The 16,470-nt window shown below is 40.5% G+C and carries 17 protein-coding genes; 11 read left to right on the forward strand and 6 right to left on the reverse strand.

Annotated features, from left to right (window positions below; genetic code table 11):
* The 8 genes from FCN14_RS07060 (at position 1) to rpsU (ending at position 7,581) form a co-directional block, all read left to right on the forward strand.
* Positions 1-1,560 (forward strand): Ig domain-containing protein, encoded by a 1,560-nt coding sequence (locus tag FCN14_RS07060; protein ID WP_138430502.1) that lies wholly within the window; start codon positions 1-3, stop codon positions 1,558-1,560.
* Positions 1,561-1,611: 51 nt separating this feature from the next.
* Entirely contained in the window at positions 1,612-2,706 is a 1,095-nt protein-coding gene (gene mutY / locus FCN14_RS07065) for an A/G-specific adenine glycosylase (protein WP_246043117.1), read from the forward strand.
* 68 nt (positions 2,707-2,774) lie between these two features.
* The gene (locus tag FCN14_RS07070; RefSeq protein WP_138430503.1) at positions 2,775-3,614 is read left to right on the forward strand and encodes a TIGR02757 family protein; all 840 of its coding nucleotides are present in this window, start codon (positions 2,775-2,777) and stop codon (positions 3,612-3,614) included.
* Between the two features lie 146 nt (positions 3,615-3,760).
* Positions 3,761-5,092, forward strand: a complete 1,332-nt coding sequence (locus FCN14_RS07075) for a hypothetical protein (protein ID WP_138430504.1) — start codon at positions 3,761-3,763, stop codon at positions 5,090-5,092.
* Between the two features lie 148 nt (positions 5,093-5,240).
* Entirely contained in the window at positions 5,241-5,891 is a 651-nt protein-coding gene (locus tag FCN14_RS07080; RefSeq protein ID WP_171032839.1) for a hypothetical protein, read from the forward strand.
* A 6-nt stretch (positions 5,892-5,897) separates the two neighbouring features.
* Complete coding sequence (locus FCN14_RS07085; RefSeq protein WP_138430506.1) at positions 5,898-6,503, forward strand: hypothetical protein; 606 nt, start codon at positions 5,898-5,900, stop codon at positions 6,501-6,503.
* 174 nt (positions 6,504-6,677) lie between these two features.
* Entirely contained in the window at positions 6,678-7,166 is a 489-nt protein-coding gene (locus FCN14_RS07090) for a hypothetical protein (RefSeq protein ID WP_138430507.1), read from the forward strand.
* 220 nt (positions 7,167-7,386) lie between these two features.
* Positions 7,387-7,581, forward strand: a complete 195-nt coding sequence (gene rpsU / locus FCN14_RS07095; RefSeq protein ID WP_138430508.1) for a 30S ribosomal protein S21 — start codon at positions 7,387-7,389, stop codon at positions 7,579-7,581.
* A gap of 32 nt (positions 7,582-7,613) precedes the next feature.
* Here the strand turns inward: rpsU and radA are convergent, their stop codons facing one another.
* The 3 genes from radA to FCN14_RS07110 form a co-directional block, all read right to left on the reverse strand.
* Entirely contained in the window at positions 7,614-8,984 is a 1,371-nt protein-coding gene (radA, locus tag FCN14_RS07100; RefSeq protein WP_138430509.1) for a DNA repair protein RadA, read from the reverse strand.
* Positions 8,985-8,987: 3 nt separating this feature from the next.
* The gene (locus FCN14_RS07105) at positions 8,988-10,085 is read right to left on the reverse strand and encodes a lysylphosphatidylglycerol synthase transmembrane domain-containing protein (RefSeq protein ID WP_246043118.1); all 1,098 of its coding nucleotides are present in this window, start codon (positions 10,083-10,085) and stop codon (positions 8,988-8,990) included.
* A gap of 154 nt (positions 10,086-10,239) precedes the next feature.
* A complete protein-coding gene (locus FCN14_RS07110; RefSeq protein WP_138430510.1) occupies positions 10,240-11,316 on the reverse strand; it encodes a class I fructose-bisphosphate aldolase in 1,077 nt (358 codons plus the stop codon).
* Positions 11,317-11,501: 185 nt separating this feature from the next.
* Here FCN14_RS07110 and dusB point away from each other — a divergent pair, with 185 nt between their 5' ends.
* A complete protein-coding gene (gene dusB, locus FCN14_RS07115; RefSeq protein ID WP_138430511.1) occupies positions 11,502-12,494 on the forward strand; it encodes a tRNA dihydrouridine synthase DusB in 993 nt (330 codons plus the stop codon).
* Between the two features lie 73 nt (positions 12,495-12,567).
* Positions 12,568-12,789 (forward strand): hypothetical protein, encoded by a 222-nt coding sequence (locus tag FCN14_RS07120; RefSeq protein ID WP_138430512.1) that lies wholly within the window; start codon positions 12,568-12,570, stop codon positions 12,787-12,789.
* A 24-nt stretch (positions 12,790-12,813) separates the two neighbouring features.
* Here FCN14_RS07120 and FCN14_RS07125 read toward each other — a convergent pair whose 3' ends face one another.
* The 3 genes from FCN14_RS07125 to serS are packed head-to-tail and all read right to left on the reverse strand — an operon-like array spanning position 12,814 to position 15,789.
* On the reverse strand, positions 12,814-13,704 hold the full coding sequence (locus tag FCN14_RS07125; protein ID WP_138430513.1) for a mechanosensitive ion channel family protein: 891 nt from the start codon (positions 13,702-13,704) through the stop codon (positions 12,814-12,816).
* Positions 13,705-13,707: 3 nt separating this feature from the next.
* Positions 13,708-14,487 carry a DUF432 domain-containing protein gene (locus FCN14_RS07130; RefSeq protein WP_138430514.1) on the reverse strand — a complete coding sequence of 260 codons (780 nt, stop codon included), beginning with the start codon at positions 14,485-14,487 and terminating at the stop codon, positions 13,708-13,710.
* Positions 14,488-14,514: 27 nt separating this feature from the next.
* Complete coding sequence (gene serS / locus FCN14_RS07135) at positions 14,515-15,789, reverse strand: serine--tRNA ligase (RefSeq protein WP_138430515.1); 1,275 nt, start codon at positions 15,787-15,789, stop codon at positions 14,515-14,517.
* A gap of 202 nt (positions 15,790-15,991) precedes the next feature.
* On the opposite strand from serS, the gene FCN14_RS07140 reads away from it, so the two are divergent.
* The gene (locus FCN14_RS07140) at positions 15,992-16,468 is read left to right on the forward strand and encodes an Lrp/AsnC family transcriptional regulator (RefSeq protein ID WP_138430516.1); all 477 of its coding nucleotides are present in this window, start codon (positions 15,992-15,994) and stop codon (positions 16,466-16,468) included.
* Positions 16,469-16,470 lie beyond the last annotated feature (2 nt).

A 16,470-nucleotide genomic window follows, 5' to 3' on the forward strand; every position in this document is an offset into this window, starting at 1 on the left:
ATGAATAGATTTTTGTCCGTACTATTTTGCCTATTATTCTTAACTTTTAGCCAACTCACAACAGCCCAACCAACACTTGAAAAGGATTATTCCTATGTGATGGAAATACCATCTGTCGTTACTATGGGAAGCTCCCCTGCTCACCTCTATGTACTTTCAGATACCGAAGGCATGGCCGTTTTCCGGACACAAAAAGATAGTTTGCAATGGCTGTATTCTTCTACCGGGATGGCACAGCGCGGAAGTACAATGACAGCTGATATTCGCTTTGCTTACCTTTTTGGCAATAACAGACGGCTTACAGTTCTGGAGCCAACCTCGGTGCTCGGAGTCTATTCCGCCACGCTCTTACCTTCAAATCCGTTAGATGCTCAACGCATCGGCCAGAGTTTATATGTTGCTCTTGGTGATAAAGGCCTGGGAAGACTCTCTCTTGAAACACCGAGCACTGTTGATTCTATGGTTACCTTTGTAAGCCGCTCAAAACTAAGTAACACCTATATTCAGGATATTGAAAAAACAGGCAACCAGCTTTTTGCACTCTCACGAAATCAAACCCTTTTTCAGTTTAAGCACGATACCGAAGATAACATTACAACCCTGGAACGTGAATTTGCGCTCTCAAGGCCATTAAGTAAGATTTTTCTTGTTAACAAAACGTTATACGGTTCTGATGCGGATGGCAACATCTATGAAATTGACCAGCAGGGTAACTTAGCGGGACTCGGTAGCATTGGTGAGACCGTTAATAAAATTGAGGCCTGGAAAGATTGGCTTATCATCAGCGGAAGCTCTAACAGAATATGGACATCCTATAAAAATCGCAGCCCTAATCTTTGGAAAGAAGATCGTGAAGCGGGCAACTATTTCACTGTTAGCGGCGGAACCTTATGGTTGTGTGAGTATAACCAGCTAAGTAAAATTATTACTTCTGATAAAAAGTCGATATCGCAGAAGAAAAATCCCCAACCCAACTTTTCAGGTAATTTAGAACTAAAATCGATATCAAATCAGGATATTCCGCATACGAAACCACTTCTTACCCCCATTAATTTTACTACGGAGGTACCGGCTAATGCGGTAAAAATCACCTACCAATCTCAAGACATTAGTAATGCCCAGGTGCGAGGAAGAAGCTTTTACTGGCGTCCAAGTTCCAATGATATAGGACGGCATACGGTAAAGATTATTGCCACTACCAGTAGTAGCCAGACCGACAGCACCTCGTTTACCATTAATGTACGATCCTTTAATGCACCACCTCGGTTTGCCCCTATTCGCCCTATTACAATTCCTGTGGGTGAAGCCTTTACCCTGCCTATTCAGGCAAATGATCCTGATGGATCAACAAAAAATCTTGTTCGCTTTCTTGGGGTAGATATGCCGGATGGGGCAACCATCGACGAGTCTACCGGCGAATTTAACTGGACACCCAAAGCCCGCCAGGTGGGTAAAAACCGTTTTCGTGTCATTGCTACAGATCAATACGGTGCTGCTAAATCGGTAGATATCACTATCAACGTGATTGAACGTATTGACCGCGGTACCTCAGATAGCTAAACCGGATACATTCTTAAACTCTTTTTAACTTCTCTGATTTCTTAGATTCTATTGGATAATATTGATTTTCGAGAACGCCTGTTGGTTTGGTACGATAATAATAAAAGAGAAATGCCGTGGCGCGATTGCGGAGATCCTTATAAAATTTGGATCTCTGAAATCATGCTACAGCAAACTCGTGTAGACCAGGCCACCCCCTATTTCAATCGATTCATGGAACGTTTTCCAACGGTTGAAAGCCTGGCAAAAGCTGACCAGCAAGAGGTACTCAAGGTTTGGGAAGGCCTGGGATATTATAGTCGGGCCCGACATCTGCATGATGCTTCCAAACTCGTAACAGAAAAATTTAACGGAACTGTACCGGATAACTGGGATAACATTACGGAACTTAAAGGAGTGGGACCATATACGGCTTCTGCAATTTTGAGTATCGCCTACCAAAAACAGTATGCTGTTGTGGATGGGAACGTCATTCGTGTTTTAAGCAGGTACCTGGGTATTGAAGATGACGTTCGAAAAACAGCAACAAAAAATGCGATCCAGGAAGCGGCCGATGAACGTATCCCCGCAGATCGACCCGGTGACTTTAACCAGGCTGTAATGGAGTTAGGGGCCACAATCTGTACTCCTTCTAACCCTGATTGCGAACAATGTCCCCTACAAGCCGGATGCAGAGCATATAAACAGGTGAAAACCGAAGAAATTCCCTATAAGTCTCCTGCTAAAAAACGACCGCACCACCAAATTGGAGTTGGAATTATAATGAATGAGGATGAAGAAGTTCTTATCGCCCTGCGCCCTGAAGATGCCATGCTGGGCGGAATGTGGGAGTTCCCGGGTGGAAAACAAGAAGAAGACGAAGATATGGAGGATACGGTAGCTCGCGAACTTCATGAAGAGTTGGGGGTCGAGGTCGCGGTTACAAAACCATTTATGAAACTCGATCATGCGTATTCCCATTTTAAAATCACAATGCATGCCTATTTGTGTGAGCTGGTAGCGGGTAAGCCAGAACCTAAAAGCAGCCAAGAGGTACGATGGATCTCCATCGATGAACTGGAAGACTATCCGTTTCCTAAAGCCAACAGGAAACTCACTGAAAAACTCATGAATATCGATCAAGGCCAGCAAGAACTGGAAATATAACCCCTCTTTAACTCACTAAACTTTCGGTTTTATGAAGACACCGAAAGTTTGTTATCAAACCAAGCCCCATGAGCCGAAAGCTCACCAAAAGATCACAACAACAAATCAAAGCGCTTAAACCTCTCCTCGATGAATGGGTGGAACACATCGAAGAACCCAGATATATTGATGATGATCCCGTACTGTTTATGCATGCCTTTAATGATAAGGAAGATCAACTATTGGCCGGATTCTTTGCTGCCACTATGGCTTGGGGACGTCGTGATATCGTAATCCGAAAAGTGCGTAATTTCCTGGACCGCATGAATAATCGTCCTACTGAATTCATCACAAACTTTGCAGATCGTGACGCCAAATACTTCGAAGGATTCAAACATCGTACCTTCAAACCTGTCGATATGAAGTGGTTGGTAAAGATACTGCAATCAATACTCCTTAACTATGGATCATTTGAAGACTTTTGGACCTTTTGCTACCAGCGAGCAACAAAAAATAACAGGCCCATGATGTCGGTATTCCATGAGCAATTTTTTGCCCAACAACCTGAAGCTCCCAAACGGACCCGCAAACATGTTTCCAATGCCGATAAAAAGAGTTCTTGTAAACGCTTGTACCTCTATCTTCGCTGGGCCATACGCAAAAATAGTCCCGTTGACTTGGGGATTATGGATTTTATGCCTGCATCAGAGTTATATATTCCCTTGGATGTACATGTGGCCCGGCAAGCTCGCGCACTGGGGCTATTAACAAGAACCTATAACGACTGGTGGGCTGTTGAAGAACTCACTGAAGCATTACAATTACTTGATCCACAGGATCCGGCCAAATATGACTATGCCCTCTTTGGATTGGGAGTAGCTGATGATGGTATCCCGGAGGAGTATATTTTGAATCCGGAAGTGCTTTGACAAAATCAAAACACATAAATAACAACCGCATTAGAAATTACTAACATCGTTGATTATACTGACTATATAGAATATCATATTTGGTTAATAGGAACCTCAAGTAAGAGTTCCAAATCAATAGTGAAGCTACCTTAAACTTTACCATCATGAGAAAACTATATCCGATAAGTATAATCTTAGTGTTAACTCTTTTTTTTAGTTCTTGCCAAGATAACACTACCTCAATAAATCAAAATACAAAAGAAGGTAACAAACAAATAAAAACACCTTCTGTAGAAGGAAAATCGTTAGTATTTGATTCAAGTAATGATTTCAAAGGTTTTGTTCAAAATCTTCAACAGAAATCTTATAGCGAATTAGATAAATTTGTGAAGCAAAAAGCACATGGTTTCACATCTCTAAAAATGGCCCAAGAACACATCCGAAAAAAGAAAACTAAAAATAAAAGCAATAATCTTACCATTCAGGAAGAAAAAATTCTGTACTTAAATGTTGAAGACCCAGCCTTTGCTAGTATCTTGAATAAAGATGGGGTATTTCAGGTCGGTAAACAGATATTCAAAATTACTAATAAGTATACCTATATCTTCAAAGACAAGGGGGCCTATCAGAATTTTCAACCTCCTAAGAAAAAATCATCCAATCCCAGTCTCTCTTATGTAAAACCTTGCGAGGAAATCCGACAAGAACCTGTTCGGATAAGACAAGACGTTTATCGAGTGGAAAATTGTGGAGGAAGTGGCGGAGGATCGTATGACCCCGGAGACGATGACGACGACAACTCATACCCGAACCAAGATGTGATTGACCTTGACCCACGTAAAAACTTGGACAAAAATTATCCAGATAAAATAACACAAGAATATCGAAGTGGCGGAACAAAAGGTCGTTTAAAAGGCAAATCTTGGTGTCAAGATTTTTTTATATATAGCAGTATTGGAGCCAAATCAGTTCACCAGCGTCATACCTGGCTAAACTGGTGGAACAGAAGTGCTGAAAAAATTACGTTAGACTCTTTTGTGAAATATGGGTACGGTAAAAAAGAGATACCATTTCATAAAATAAAAGTCGGCTTAGAAGTTAATTGGGGAGATTTCGCTGCTAATAAAGTTGAAAGTTTTTTAAGTGAAATTTCATTCTTAAATAGCAATCAAACAGTTACTAAAATATTATTAGACCAAATATCAGGACAGAAAATAAAAATAAATGTGTTTAAACATAGCAGTCCGGATACTTATGATATTTACATGGGCCCTCAAAAAGTCTATCGATCCTATACAAAGACTAAATATGATGCTAAAAAAATACGCAAAGGGTATGACTGGTCAACAGCGATAGTAAGTAATGCTCCTCCATATGTTGAAAATAGTGCTGTAGATTTTGATCTTGAAATATTGAGATCTAAACATACGCTTAAACATGATGGGTATCATCTAGGTTTTATTACCGGTCGAAAATCAACTCAAGGTATTTTTTAAAAATAATAGTAACATTTATTAGAAGTTGAGATATAAATCTCAGCTTCTAATTTTTTCAATCCAAAGAGCTGCACAGTTGAGTATTATGATGAATAAAGCTGCCACATCACTTATAATTGCATTTATAATTAGTTTATTTATAACACCATTGATCAAAATCTCTCACGCCCAAACCACCTATAAAAAAGATTCCGGCTTCTTTACCCCTATTGTAAAATCACTGTACCTGCGCGGGGGATTTTTTGAAGATGCCCAACTTATCGGACCTGCGGTGGGTTACCGTTTCAACTCAAGGTATGATATAACGCTGCATACCGAATTTCTGTCCAATGAATATAATTCCGGACTTAGGCCAACTCTCAAAATGAGCCTGCTTAATCTCGGAGTTATTTTGGGACGTACAGCTGATCTTTCTGATCGTTTTTTGCTGCGCTCGGAACTTTCTGTTTATCAAGCTATAACGTTCAATACGGAAGGTTATAACAACATACCAGAACCGTCATTGACTTCCGGGATGGTTTCTTCTTCCTTATTCTGGAATATTCCTTTGTCCAAGAGCATCTCTTTGCTACCAAACCTTGGGGCCTTCCTGGGATATGGTAACTATTCAGCACCATACAGCACGGCAAGTCTGCGACAGGGATTTGATGGGTTTATCATTGGCCCGAAAGTAGGCTTTGACGTACCCTTTAGGCTTTCAGACTCCTTCTACCTGGTAGTAAATCCGAAGGTCAATATTCCGTTAAACAAAGAGGAGTACGGGAGCACTTTATTATTTAACGTTCAACTAAACTTTTAACAGTTTATGCGTTTACTAATCATCAGTATTACTCTCATCATAGTAGCCCCCCATATATATGCTCAGGAGCACAAGGGATTCTTACTCAGCTTTCAACAAAAAGTTACTCCCAACTTTGAGCTCTATGACCAACACCATACTGGGCTTAGCCCTTGGGAACTGGAAGTTTCCGTTTATAATAGTGAGATTACTCCCATTGAGGCTGGGGCTTATCTTTCCAGGGGCTATTCCTCATATATAGCAATTTTGTACGGACTAAATTTGGCTTATCTGTATCCAATTAACAGTTCGCAACTACTGGAGGCGGGTATTAATGTTGGACGTTTTAAAATGAATTCATTTGATGACACCGTCGAAGTTGGGGCTGTATTAGAAGATGAGTTTCACGAATCATTTAAGCCTTTCGTAGAGTGGCAGTGGAATTTTTCAAAATATATAAGTCTATTTGCACAAGCAGGATACCGGTTTCTACGCACTGAAACTAAAACAGTAACGGAGATTAGATCCCGTTACGAAAATGGATCGGTTAAATCATACCGTGCATCCCATAACACCAAATTCTATGGCTCCGGTTTTGAGTTGGGTATTGGAATGAGCCTAAAGTTATACTAACTACTGATAATAGATATTTCAGATGTATGGTAAATCTATTGAAGATAACTTTCATCGCTATCATGGTTTTACAAAATCCTGATCGGTTATAATCTCATGAAGAATATTAAGACCCCACATTTACAATGCGCTCATTATTTATTTTAATCTTGTTTCTAATCGGTGGAAGCCTCCGTGCACAACGTACAAGCTGTTGTCTTACGGTGGACGATCTCTGACTATGATGGACTGCCCTATGAGCTTGGTTTTCACTTTTTTATAGGCTACGGCCGTGTTGCCAGTGGTTCTTTGGGACTTAGATTGGCATACATCTTTGGAGAACCCAATACAACAAATGTTAACCTTGGCTTAAGCTTTAGCAAAATAGACCTTCATGATGTGGATGTTGAGAAAAAAGGATTCGGTCCACATGTGGGAGACGTTAATTTTACCTCAAGGGGAAATGTGTTCAAACCATTTATTGAGTTTGAGTGGGATTTCTTACGATTTAGTTCCATTTTCATACGGTCCGGTTATCGAATTATTAATGGCGAAAAATCAACTATCACATCTGTTGAACCCACTAATGACCCCTCAAATAATGTTAAAGTTGAACGAGAGAACACCTTTTTTTATTCGACAGCCGGTTTTGAGCTCGGGGCAGGAATTAGTGTGATTTTTTAAAAGAAACCCAATATTTGAGGGGAATAACTTTTGTTCCCTAAATGATTCGTCGGACGACAACACCAGTAGCCTGACAAAAGGCAGCCTCGGGGATGCCTTCGATGGGCCGAACGGAGTGTAAGAAATGATATCTAACTTTTCTCTGTTATTATTATGCACATTAACAAAAAGATCCTTATATTTCGCGTCCGAGAATTGAAAGTAAAACAATTTTAGTTATATGGTTGGAGTTAAAGTAAAAGATAACGAAAGCATCGACCGCGCAGTCAATCGCTTTAAGAAATTGGTTGCCCGTTCACGAATTCTGAATGAATACAAAGATAATCAGCAGTATACTAAGCCTTCCAAAGAACGTCGTGAGGCTCTGAAGAAAAGTATTCGTGAACAAAAACGTCGTAGTCGCCACCAGTATTAAGCACGATTTTTAGTACAGAAAAAGCTCTTTGGTTAATCCCGAAGGGCTTTTTTTATCGTACTCATGATATTGGTAGCCCCTGTTATAGCTAAACCGCCCTCTTTTTGCGGATTATTTGCTTTGGGTACAATAGCATGTTTAAATCCAAGCTTTTGGATCTCTCCCAATCGGTGATCTACCTTATTAACCGCACGCACTTCTCCGCCTAACCCCACTTCGCCAAGAAAAGCCATCTCATCTGAAATCGGTTTATCTACCAGGCTGGAAACCAAAGCCAACATTACCCCCAGATCTGCAGCCGGGTCATTGACTTTCAATCCACCGGCTATATTTAAATATACATCTTGCCCGGAAAATTGGTATCCCCCTCTCTTTTCTAAAACAGCCAGTAATAACGACAGACGTTTATAGTCAAAACCATTGGCCGTACGCTGTGGCGTACCATAATTGCTGGGGGTTACCAGGGCCTGTACTTCTACCAGTAATGGACGTGAACCTTCAATAGAACAGATTACTGCATTTCCACTTACTGTGCTGTCAAACTCCGATAAAAACAGCTGCGAAGGGTTAAGTACATCGATAAGCCCCTGTTGTTTCATTTCAAAAACCCCTACTTCCTGTGCCGGGCCAAAACGGTTTTTAATACTTCTAAGCATGCGATAGTTATAATTGCTGTCTCCCTCAAACTGTAGCACCGTATCTACCATATGCTCCAATACCCTAGGACCGGCAATAGCTCCATCTTTGGTTACATGTCCTATAACCAGTGTCGTTATATCCTGTTTCTTAGCCAGCTGCTGCAGCAATGCAGCACACTCCTTTACTTGCTGTACGCTACCCGCCATACTGGTAAGCTCAGTACGATAGACTGTTTGTATGGAATCAACAATAAGCAGATCAGGATCCAGTTTTTGTGCCTCTTTAATCACCTTATTGATATCGGTATCGGTATAGATATAAAAGCTATCCGAATCTACTCCTAACCGTTGAGCTCGTTGTTTTATCTGTCCAGCTGACTCTTCACCAGCACAATACAATATTTCAAGACCAGGATTCGACTTTCCAATCTGTAAGGTAAGCGTACTTTTACCAATACCGGGATCCCCTCCGATAAGTACAAATGATCCTGATACAAAACCTCCACCAAGTACACGGTCGAACTCTTGAATATTGCTTAAAAATCGTTCTTGTGAGTCTGAATCAATTTCATCGAGCTTTTGAGGAGGTTGGGAGTCGGCTAGTCCGTCTACTTTTCCCTTATGCTCTTTCTCAGATTTCGTTTTACGCTCTACTTTAAACTCTTTAAAAGTATGCCAAGCGCCACAATTGGGACAGTTGCCCAACCATTTTGTAGAGGTGTGGCCACAATCGCCACAAACATATTGCATTCTATCTTTAGGCATCAGCTATACTGTGTCTGTAGATGAGACTTCACTTTCTATAGTCTTTTTCGAATTATCACTCTCGCTTCGCAATTCCACAACCGAACGATTTATGTACCAGGTTGTCGCCATCATCCCTAACCCAACGGTGATATAATAACTGATTATACGCCACGCAAATACAGCTAGCCCTATAAATGCTTTACGGTCAATAAGTGGGCCCTGGAATATGGCAAAAAGCCCCTCTACGCCGCCACTTCCTCCGGGGGTTGGCATTATTAAAAATGCTAAGTTCATCGCTAAACTTCGCAAAGTGGATAAAATAACATCCGCCGGCAATAAACTTAGTACTACAATAGTGGGTAAGGCAATTCGGCACAGCCACGACATTGTAGATAAGAAAAATGTTTTTAACAAAAAGCTGGTAGGTTTTTTACGAAGTTCATGAGAATACTCTACCAGGTTATCAGTTTCTTTACTAACCTGCTCTCTCCATCGTCGTAGGAAGGGTAGCTTAAACAAAAAGTTAACTACTTTTTTTATGGCATTGGGGTTTTTAAGCACTCCATAAGCCATTAAGCCGGCATAGCTCAATAACCCTATATAGAGCATTGCCATAGAAACATGCCCCACCATTCCTGTATTATTTGGAACAACCTCAAAAAACAATCCGGATATTAATAAAATTGGGACAGCCAGAGCAAACCAAAGCTGGTCAAGAAGAACGCTATACAAAATTATTGCTGTCGACTGACCAACATTAAACCCCTCCTTCGTCATAGCATAAGTTGCCATGGGGGCACCGCCAATAGTAGAAGGGGTTATAGAAGAGGTGAAATCCCAACTCAACATTACGCGGAAGGATGCTAACCAAGAGAGTGAATTTTCTGATAGTGCACGAATTTTTGCTGCTGAAAACCATAATCGCATGAAAGATACGATAATAGCAATCACAATACCCGGCATCCGCTTTAATTTCAGATGTTCTAGTACGCCGGGAGTGTACGTTAGGTAGATCAAGAATGCCATTGTGGCAATACTCAATCCTATAGAAATAAATAAATACTTTTTCGAAAAGTATTTATTTGGATTCGTCTTTATTTGATCTTCGTTATCAGCCAAGAATGGTCAATAATTATTAAAAATAGATACTTTTAATTATACCAATAATAGGGAGTAATTGGGAATAGTATATTACTTTAATGTATGCTACAATAAAATGTTTACAAAAAAGGCCTTATGGATTCAGTTCCATAAGGCCTTAAGTCAGGTTCTATTATGCTACAGTAATATTATCATCCAAATAAACATCTTGAATGAAGTTTAGTATCCGAACGCCTTCATCCATAGGGCGCTGGAATGCCTTTCGGCCGGTAATAAGTCCCATACCACCTGCGCGTTTATTAATAACAGCAGTACGAATAACCTGTTCAAAATCGTTATCTCCAGATGCACCGCCAGAATTGATAAGACCCGAACGCCCCATATAGCTATTTGCTACTTGGTAACGTGTTAAATCAATAGGATGATCACTGGATAACTCATCATAGATATCTTCATCGAGCTTACCATACGAAGAATCACCCATATTTAAAGCTTTATAACCGCCATTTAGGGTAGGCTGCTTTTGCTTTACAATATCTGCCTGAATTGTGACCCCCAGATGGTTAGCCTGCCCTGTTAAGTCTGCTGCTGAGTGATAATCTGTACCATCAACTTTAAATGCAGAATTTCTGGTGTAGCACCAAAGAATAGTAGCCATTCCGAGTTCATGCGCCCGCTCAAAGGCACGTGCTACTTCCTGAATCTGACGGCTTGATTCCTGAGAACCAAAGTAAATTGTAGCCCCAACTGCAGTAGCTCCCATATCAAAAGCGCGATCAACAGTGCCAAACATGATCTGGTTATACGTATTGGGATACGTCATCAGCTCATTATGATTGAGCTTTACAATAAAAGGTATCTTGTGGGCATACTTTCTCGCCACAGAACCCAGCACTCCAAACGTAGAGGCAACACCACTACATCCACCTTCAATAGCTAGCTTCACAATATTCTCCGGATCAAAATAATCGGGATTAGGCGCGAAAGAAGCTCCGGCTGAGTGTTCAATACCTTGATCTACCGGCAGTATAGAAATATAGCCGGTTCCGCCAAGCCTGCCATGATTTAACAGCTCCTGCATATTCTTAAGAACACGAGGGCTCCGATCAGACTGTCCTAATACATCATCAACATAGGACGGGTTTGGTACATGAATCCGTTCTTTTGAAATCGTTTCACATTTATGGTTTAATAGGTCCTCGGCGTCCTCACCTAAGAGTTCTTCAATACTTTTTGATGCTAAAGCCATAGCGTTGCTCCCGTTATTTCAATAAGATTAAATTTATGAGATTGCTAATATAAGTGATAAAAAAGGAAATGACTAGTCGGATCATGCTGTTTAGTGGTACTATATAAATTACTTCCCTATATCGATCTTCCCTCAAAAATTCCGTATATTTCAAGGCTTCAAAAATTGAAAAGAACCCCACTTTTATGAAGATCGGCGATCTTGACTTAGGAAATAAACCTATTTTATTAGCTCCTATGGAGGATGTTACTGACTCTCCGTTCCGCACTATATGTCGCAGAAAAGGGGCCAGTATTGTATATACTGAATTTATAAGTTCTGAAGCCATTATTCGTGATAATGACCAGGCGATGCATAAAATGGATTTCACTGAAGAACAACGCCCTTTCGGGGTGCAAATTTTTGGCGGACGCGAAGAAGCAATGGAAGGAGCTGCCAAGATTGCTGAATCTAACGACCCGGATGTTGTAGACATCAATTTTGGCTGTCCGGTTTATAAAATTGTAAAAAAGGGGGCCGGTTGCGCATGTCTAAAAGACATGGACTTGATGAAATCAATGGCCGGATCGGTAGTTGATGCGGTAGAAAATAAACCGGTAACCGTAAAAACAAGACTGGGATGGGATGATCGTACCATTAAAATCCAAGAAGCGGCCCTAATGCTACAGGACCTGGGCATAAAAGCTTTAACAGTACACGCTCGAACACGATGTCAAAAGTACAAAGGAGATGCTCGCTGGGAATGGCTAAAAAAACTTAAAAATACAAAAGGACTTGAAATCCCTGTTATTGGAAATGGAGACGTGACGTCTCCAGAAGACGCCAAACGTATGTTCGACGAAACCGGTGTTGACGGCGTTATGATTGGACGTGGTGCTATCGGCAATCCATGGATTTTTGAGCGATCACGTCATTATATTGAAACGGGCGAACTGCTTCCGGAACCAACAGTCGAAGACCGAATTGACCTGTGCATTGACCAGCTGCGCCGCTCTGTTGAACACCATGGTGAACGATATGGAGTTATCATCATGAAGAAACACTACGGTCAATACCTCAAAGGGGTGCACAATAGTCGTCATCTGCGAGCTGATATCATGAAAGAGAGTGAAATGCAACCTATTATCGATCTGATGCTACGATTCAAGAATGAAAAAATGTTTGCTACTGCATCATAGTTTTGTAAATCTTGAATCTTTTTATTCTTCCGGGCGTATGCTTCTTATTAGCCTTTAAAAAAATGACTCTTTTATGTGGCAACGCTTACTTCGCCTGCTTTCGACCGGACTTAATGCTTATAGCTTTTATACTAACCCTGTTCGATTTGTAACCAGCATTCTGTTGGTCATTATCCTTCCGTATCTGGCTTATATATTTTGGGGCACCTTAATTATTTTGATGCTAGCTATTGCAGGCATCTATCTGATTTATAAAGCAATCACAGAAAGCAATAATAATTCAAATAACTACTAGCTTACTGAGGAGAAAAAGAAAACGTTAATTACTGCTTTCTTTGTTTTCATTATCTGCTAGCTCATCAGATTTATTTACCATTTTAATGGGAAGAGCTTCAGAAGCTGAACCGGCATACAGAGAAACATGGGGGAAAGGAATTTCAATTCCTTCTTCATCGAACTTGGCCTTAACCTCTTCTTGTATAGAATTTTTCAACTGGATAAAATCTTCTCTTGGAGCCCAAACCAAAAATCTTAAATCAATGGAGGATTGCCCGAAAGCATCAAAAATTATTAATGGTTCGGGCTCACTTAATGAGAACTTATTCTTTTCAGCAACTTCCATGAGTAACTCACGAACCCTGCCAATATTTTCTTTATAGGCTACAGAAACTACCCCGTTGAACCGCCGAATAGGAAAACGAGTAACATTGGTAACTTCCGTTTTGATAATCATCTCATTCGGAATACGCACAAACTGGTTGTCGAAGGTGCGCAACTTAACCGACAATATATCAATTGACATTACAATCCCAGTTGTATTGTTGATGGTAATAATGTCATCAACTTTGAAGGGCTGCTCAGCAATTAGAAATAAACCGCTGATGATATTAGAAACACTGGTCTGAGATGCAAAACCTATAGCAATACCCACAATTCCGGCCGCTCCTAGCAGAGGAGCTAAACTAATTCCAAGTTCGCCCATTACGGTAACGAGCATAATAATCAAACCGGAATAGAAAACAAGCTTACCTGCTAGCATACCATAATGGGGAGCATACTTTTTGGTAAAAAACCGCTTTGCCCATCCTCTCAAGATATAGAGAAAAGGTAGCGTAATTACTATAATAAGAGCTACCTTAAAAATAAGCTGCAAGCTTTCCTCAGAAATATAGTGGTAAATATTGAATACAGAATCTTGGAAATTATTCATAAACTATCGTCCGAAGGTTAATGCATCTTCAAAAATTTTGAAGGTCCGTGTTGCCAAACTCTTTTGTATGTTCTTGCGAGGAGGAGATAACAACTGATCCTTTGTTATTCCATCATATAATTTCCCGGTCATAATAACATCACTGTTAAGATCCTCACCCTGAAAAATTATCTGGGTTTCATCAGCCCAAAACGCATTATTGTATCCGTACATACTTAGTCGCTCTACCCGAAAACAGAAATGTTCAAAGTTCAACTCCCCCTCAGACCGATTTGAAATAGTAATAGGACAACTTACTAAATATGGCTTTTGTTCAACGTCCGACAAATCACGGCGAGCCTTAGTAACAGCATGGTAACAAAGCTCTCCTTCTGTGGGGGTGCCGAACCATGTTCTCGATAACTTAGCAGTAGGTAACTCTATAAGTTGATAGTCATTATCAGCAATAGAAATGCGTACCCAGATGGGAATGCGGGTATAGATCTGGATCTGGGTTTTAGGACTAATTTTAAGTGTATATTCAGAATGAACGACCAACGGCAAATCAGGAAATACCGGACGAATATTTAGCTCACTGGAACTGATTTTATGAGCCCAGCGCGACCATTCTGCATTTTTGGGTGGGTGATCTCGATCCACCGGCCCTTCCAGATCCGATTCATACGCATAGGAAATCCATATTTCATCATTTTGATAAGCTAACCAAAGATGAAGATCTCCTATCGAAAAGTATCGTTTCCCTTGATCTATAAGGGAAATATTACCCCAGATATTTTCATTCATAAAAAACTCATTTTCCTTGATTATATGCTACGAAGTAATAATATCTGTCCCCATAAAAGACTGTAACACATCGGGTACAAGAATACTTCCATCTTCCTGTTGATAAATTTCCAATATCGCGGCTACGACCCTTGGCAGGGCTAACCCTGAACCATTCAGTGTATGCAATACTTCTGTATCTCCATCATCTTTACGATACCGAAGCATCATACGGCGTGCCTGAAAACCTCCAAAATTAGAGCAAGAACTAACTTCAAGCCAGCGCTGCTGGCCCGGGCTCCATACTTCAAGATCATACTTCTTTGTCTGGGTAAAGCCCATATCTCCAGTACACATCAATAATGTACGGTAGGGAATATCAAGAGCTTCTAACAATGACTCAGCATACTCGCGCAGGTTCTCCAGCTCATCATAAGCAGTATCAGGATGCACCATCTTTACCAGTTCTACTTTATCGAACTGATGCAACCGATTTAAACCCCGCACATCTTTACCATAAGATCCGGCCTCTCTTCGCCAGCAAGGAGTGTAGCCAGCATAATAGAGAGGAAGTTCATCTTTATCAATAATCTCATCCCGGTGAAAGTTTGTTATTGGTACTTCTGCAGTGGGTATAGTGAAAAAACCATCCCTCGGAATCTCATACATCATATCTTCCTTATCAGGAATTTGTCCCGTACCACGTGCTGAATCCTCATTCACAAAATAAGGAACCTGTAGTTCAGTATATCCGTTCTCAGCAGCTGTATTCAGAAAGTAATTAATCAGAGCACGCTGGAGACGGGCAATAGGTCCCACATAAAAAGGAAAACCAGCACCCGTAACTTTAGATCCTCGTTCAAAATCGACCCATCCCTGCTCTTCAACCAATTCCCAATGGGGTTTTCGCCATTCCTCTTTATCGGGTTCGCCCCAGCTTTTGAAAACTTCATTATCTTCCTCTGTTTTACCTACCGGGACAGACTCATGTGGGACATTCGGTATCTGAAGCAACAGGTCTTCACGATGTTTTCTTAAAGACCGAAGTTCTACTTCCTTGTCTTTAATATCTTCTTTTAACTTGCTGGTATACTCAATAATCTCTTGGGCTTCCTCTTTTTTGCCCTGCCCCATTAACTCACCAATCTTCTTGGCTTTATCGTTGCTTTCGCTTCGAAGCTGATCGGTTTCTTGCACCAGCGAACGCCACTGCTCATCAACATTAATCACCTTATCAACAACATCAGAATTAGGTTCTCCTTTATCCTGCATCGCCTGTTTAACTTTTTCGGCATTTTCTCGAATGTATGTGACGTCCAGCATCTGCTAAATACTTTTTAATTATAAATCAGTTTGGGGTAAAGATAATAGAGTTTTATCAAAGGTTTGAACCTTAAATAACCTATTTTTTTTATGTTATTAGCAATAATTAGAAGGAGTTAAAAAGCATTAAATCAGTTGATATCCTAATTATTTAAAGTTATTTTCCATAAATCATAGAAAAATTAGGAAAACTTAGGTTTAGATGGCACAAGGACTGGATGAGATTGACATTAAAATACTGAAACATTTACAAAAACACGGTCGTGCCCAGCGTAACAGACTTGCTGAAATTGTGCACCTCTCTGTACCCTCTGTTTCGGAGCGAATGCGCAAGCTTGAAGAGAAGGAACTGATTCAGGGATATCATGCAGTACTGGATTCCAAAAGATTCAAGTTTGATATTACCGCTTTTGTATTTGTCGAAGTCGATGGGTCCGAAAACTATCCCAAGTTTATTGATTCTGCTACTGAGGAACCTGAAATTCTGGAGTGCCATTCTATTACTGGTGATGGCTCTCATATCCTAAAAATTCGAACAGAAAATACCGCTTCATTTGAGAAACTACTTTCCCAAATCCAATCTTGGCCCGGGGTAAGTAAAAGTCGTTCGAATGTAGTATTAAGTAGTTTTAAAGAAACGGCTGAATTGCCCATTGAAAATACATTTGAACCCAAATAATT

This window comes from Fodinibius saliphilus (genome assembly GCF_005869845.1).
GTDB classification, from domain to species: Bacteria; Bacteroidota; Rhodothermia; order Balneolales; family Balneolaceae; genus Fodinibius; species Fodinibius saliphilus.

Coding starts and splice junctions, on each gene's coding strand:
- FCN14_RS07120 (WP_138430512.1), top strand. CDS start 12,568: ATGTGGCAACGCTTACTTCGCCTGCTTTCGACCGGACTTAATGCTTAT.
- dusB (WP_138430511.1), top strand. CDS start 11,502: ATGAAGATCGGCGATCTTGACTTAGGAAATAAACCTATTTTATTAGCT.
- FCN14_RS07085 (WP_138430506.1), top strand. CDS start 5,898: ATGCGTTTACTAATCATCAGTATTACTCTCATCATAGTAGCCCCCCAT.
- FCN14_RS07060 (WP_138430502.1), top strand. CDS start 1: ATGAATAGATTTTTGTCCGTACTATTTTGCCTATTATTCTTAACTTTT.
- FCN14_RS07110 (WP_138430510.1), bottom strand. CDS start 11,316: ATGGCTTTAGCATCAAAAAGTATTGAAGAACTCTTAGGTGAGGACGCC.
- FCN14_RS07125 (WP_138430513.1), bottom strand. CDS start 13,704: ATGAATAATTTCCAAGATTCTGTATTCAATATTTACCACTATATTTCT.
- rpsU (WP_138430508.1), top strand. CDS start 7,387: ATGGTTGGAGTTAAAGTAAAAGATAACGAAAGCATCGACCGCGCAGTC.
- FCN14_RS07075 (WP_138430504.1), top strand. CDS start 3,761: ATGAGAAAACTATATCCGATAAGTATAATCTTAGTGTTAACTCTTTTT.
- FCN14_RS07070 (WP_138430503.1), top strand. CDS start 2,775: ATGAGCCGAAAGCTCACCAAAAGATCACAACAACAAATCAAAGCGCTT.
- FCN14_RS07130 (WP_138430514.1), bottom strand. CDS start 14,487: ATGAATGAAAATATCTGGGGTAATATTTCCCTTATAGATCAAGGGAAA.
- FCN14_RS07140 (WP_138430516.1), top strand. CDS start 15,992: ATGGCACAAGGACTGGATGAGATTGACATTAAAATACTGAAACATTTA.
- radA (WP_138430509.1), bottom strand. CDS start 8,984: ATGCCTAAAGATAGAATGCAATATGTTTGTGGCGATTGTGGCCACACC.
- serS (WP_138430515.1), bottom strand. CDS start 15,789: ATGCTGGACGTCACATACATTCGAGAAAATGCCGAAAAAGTTAAACAG.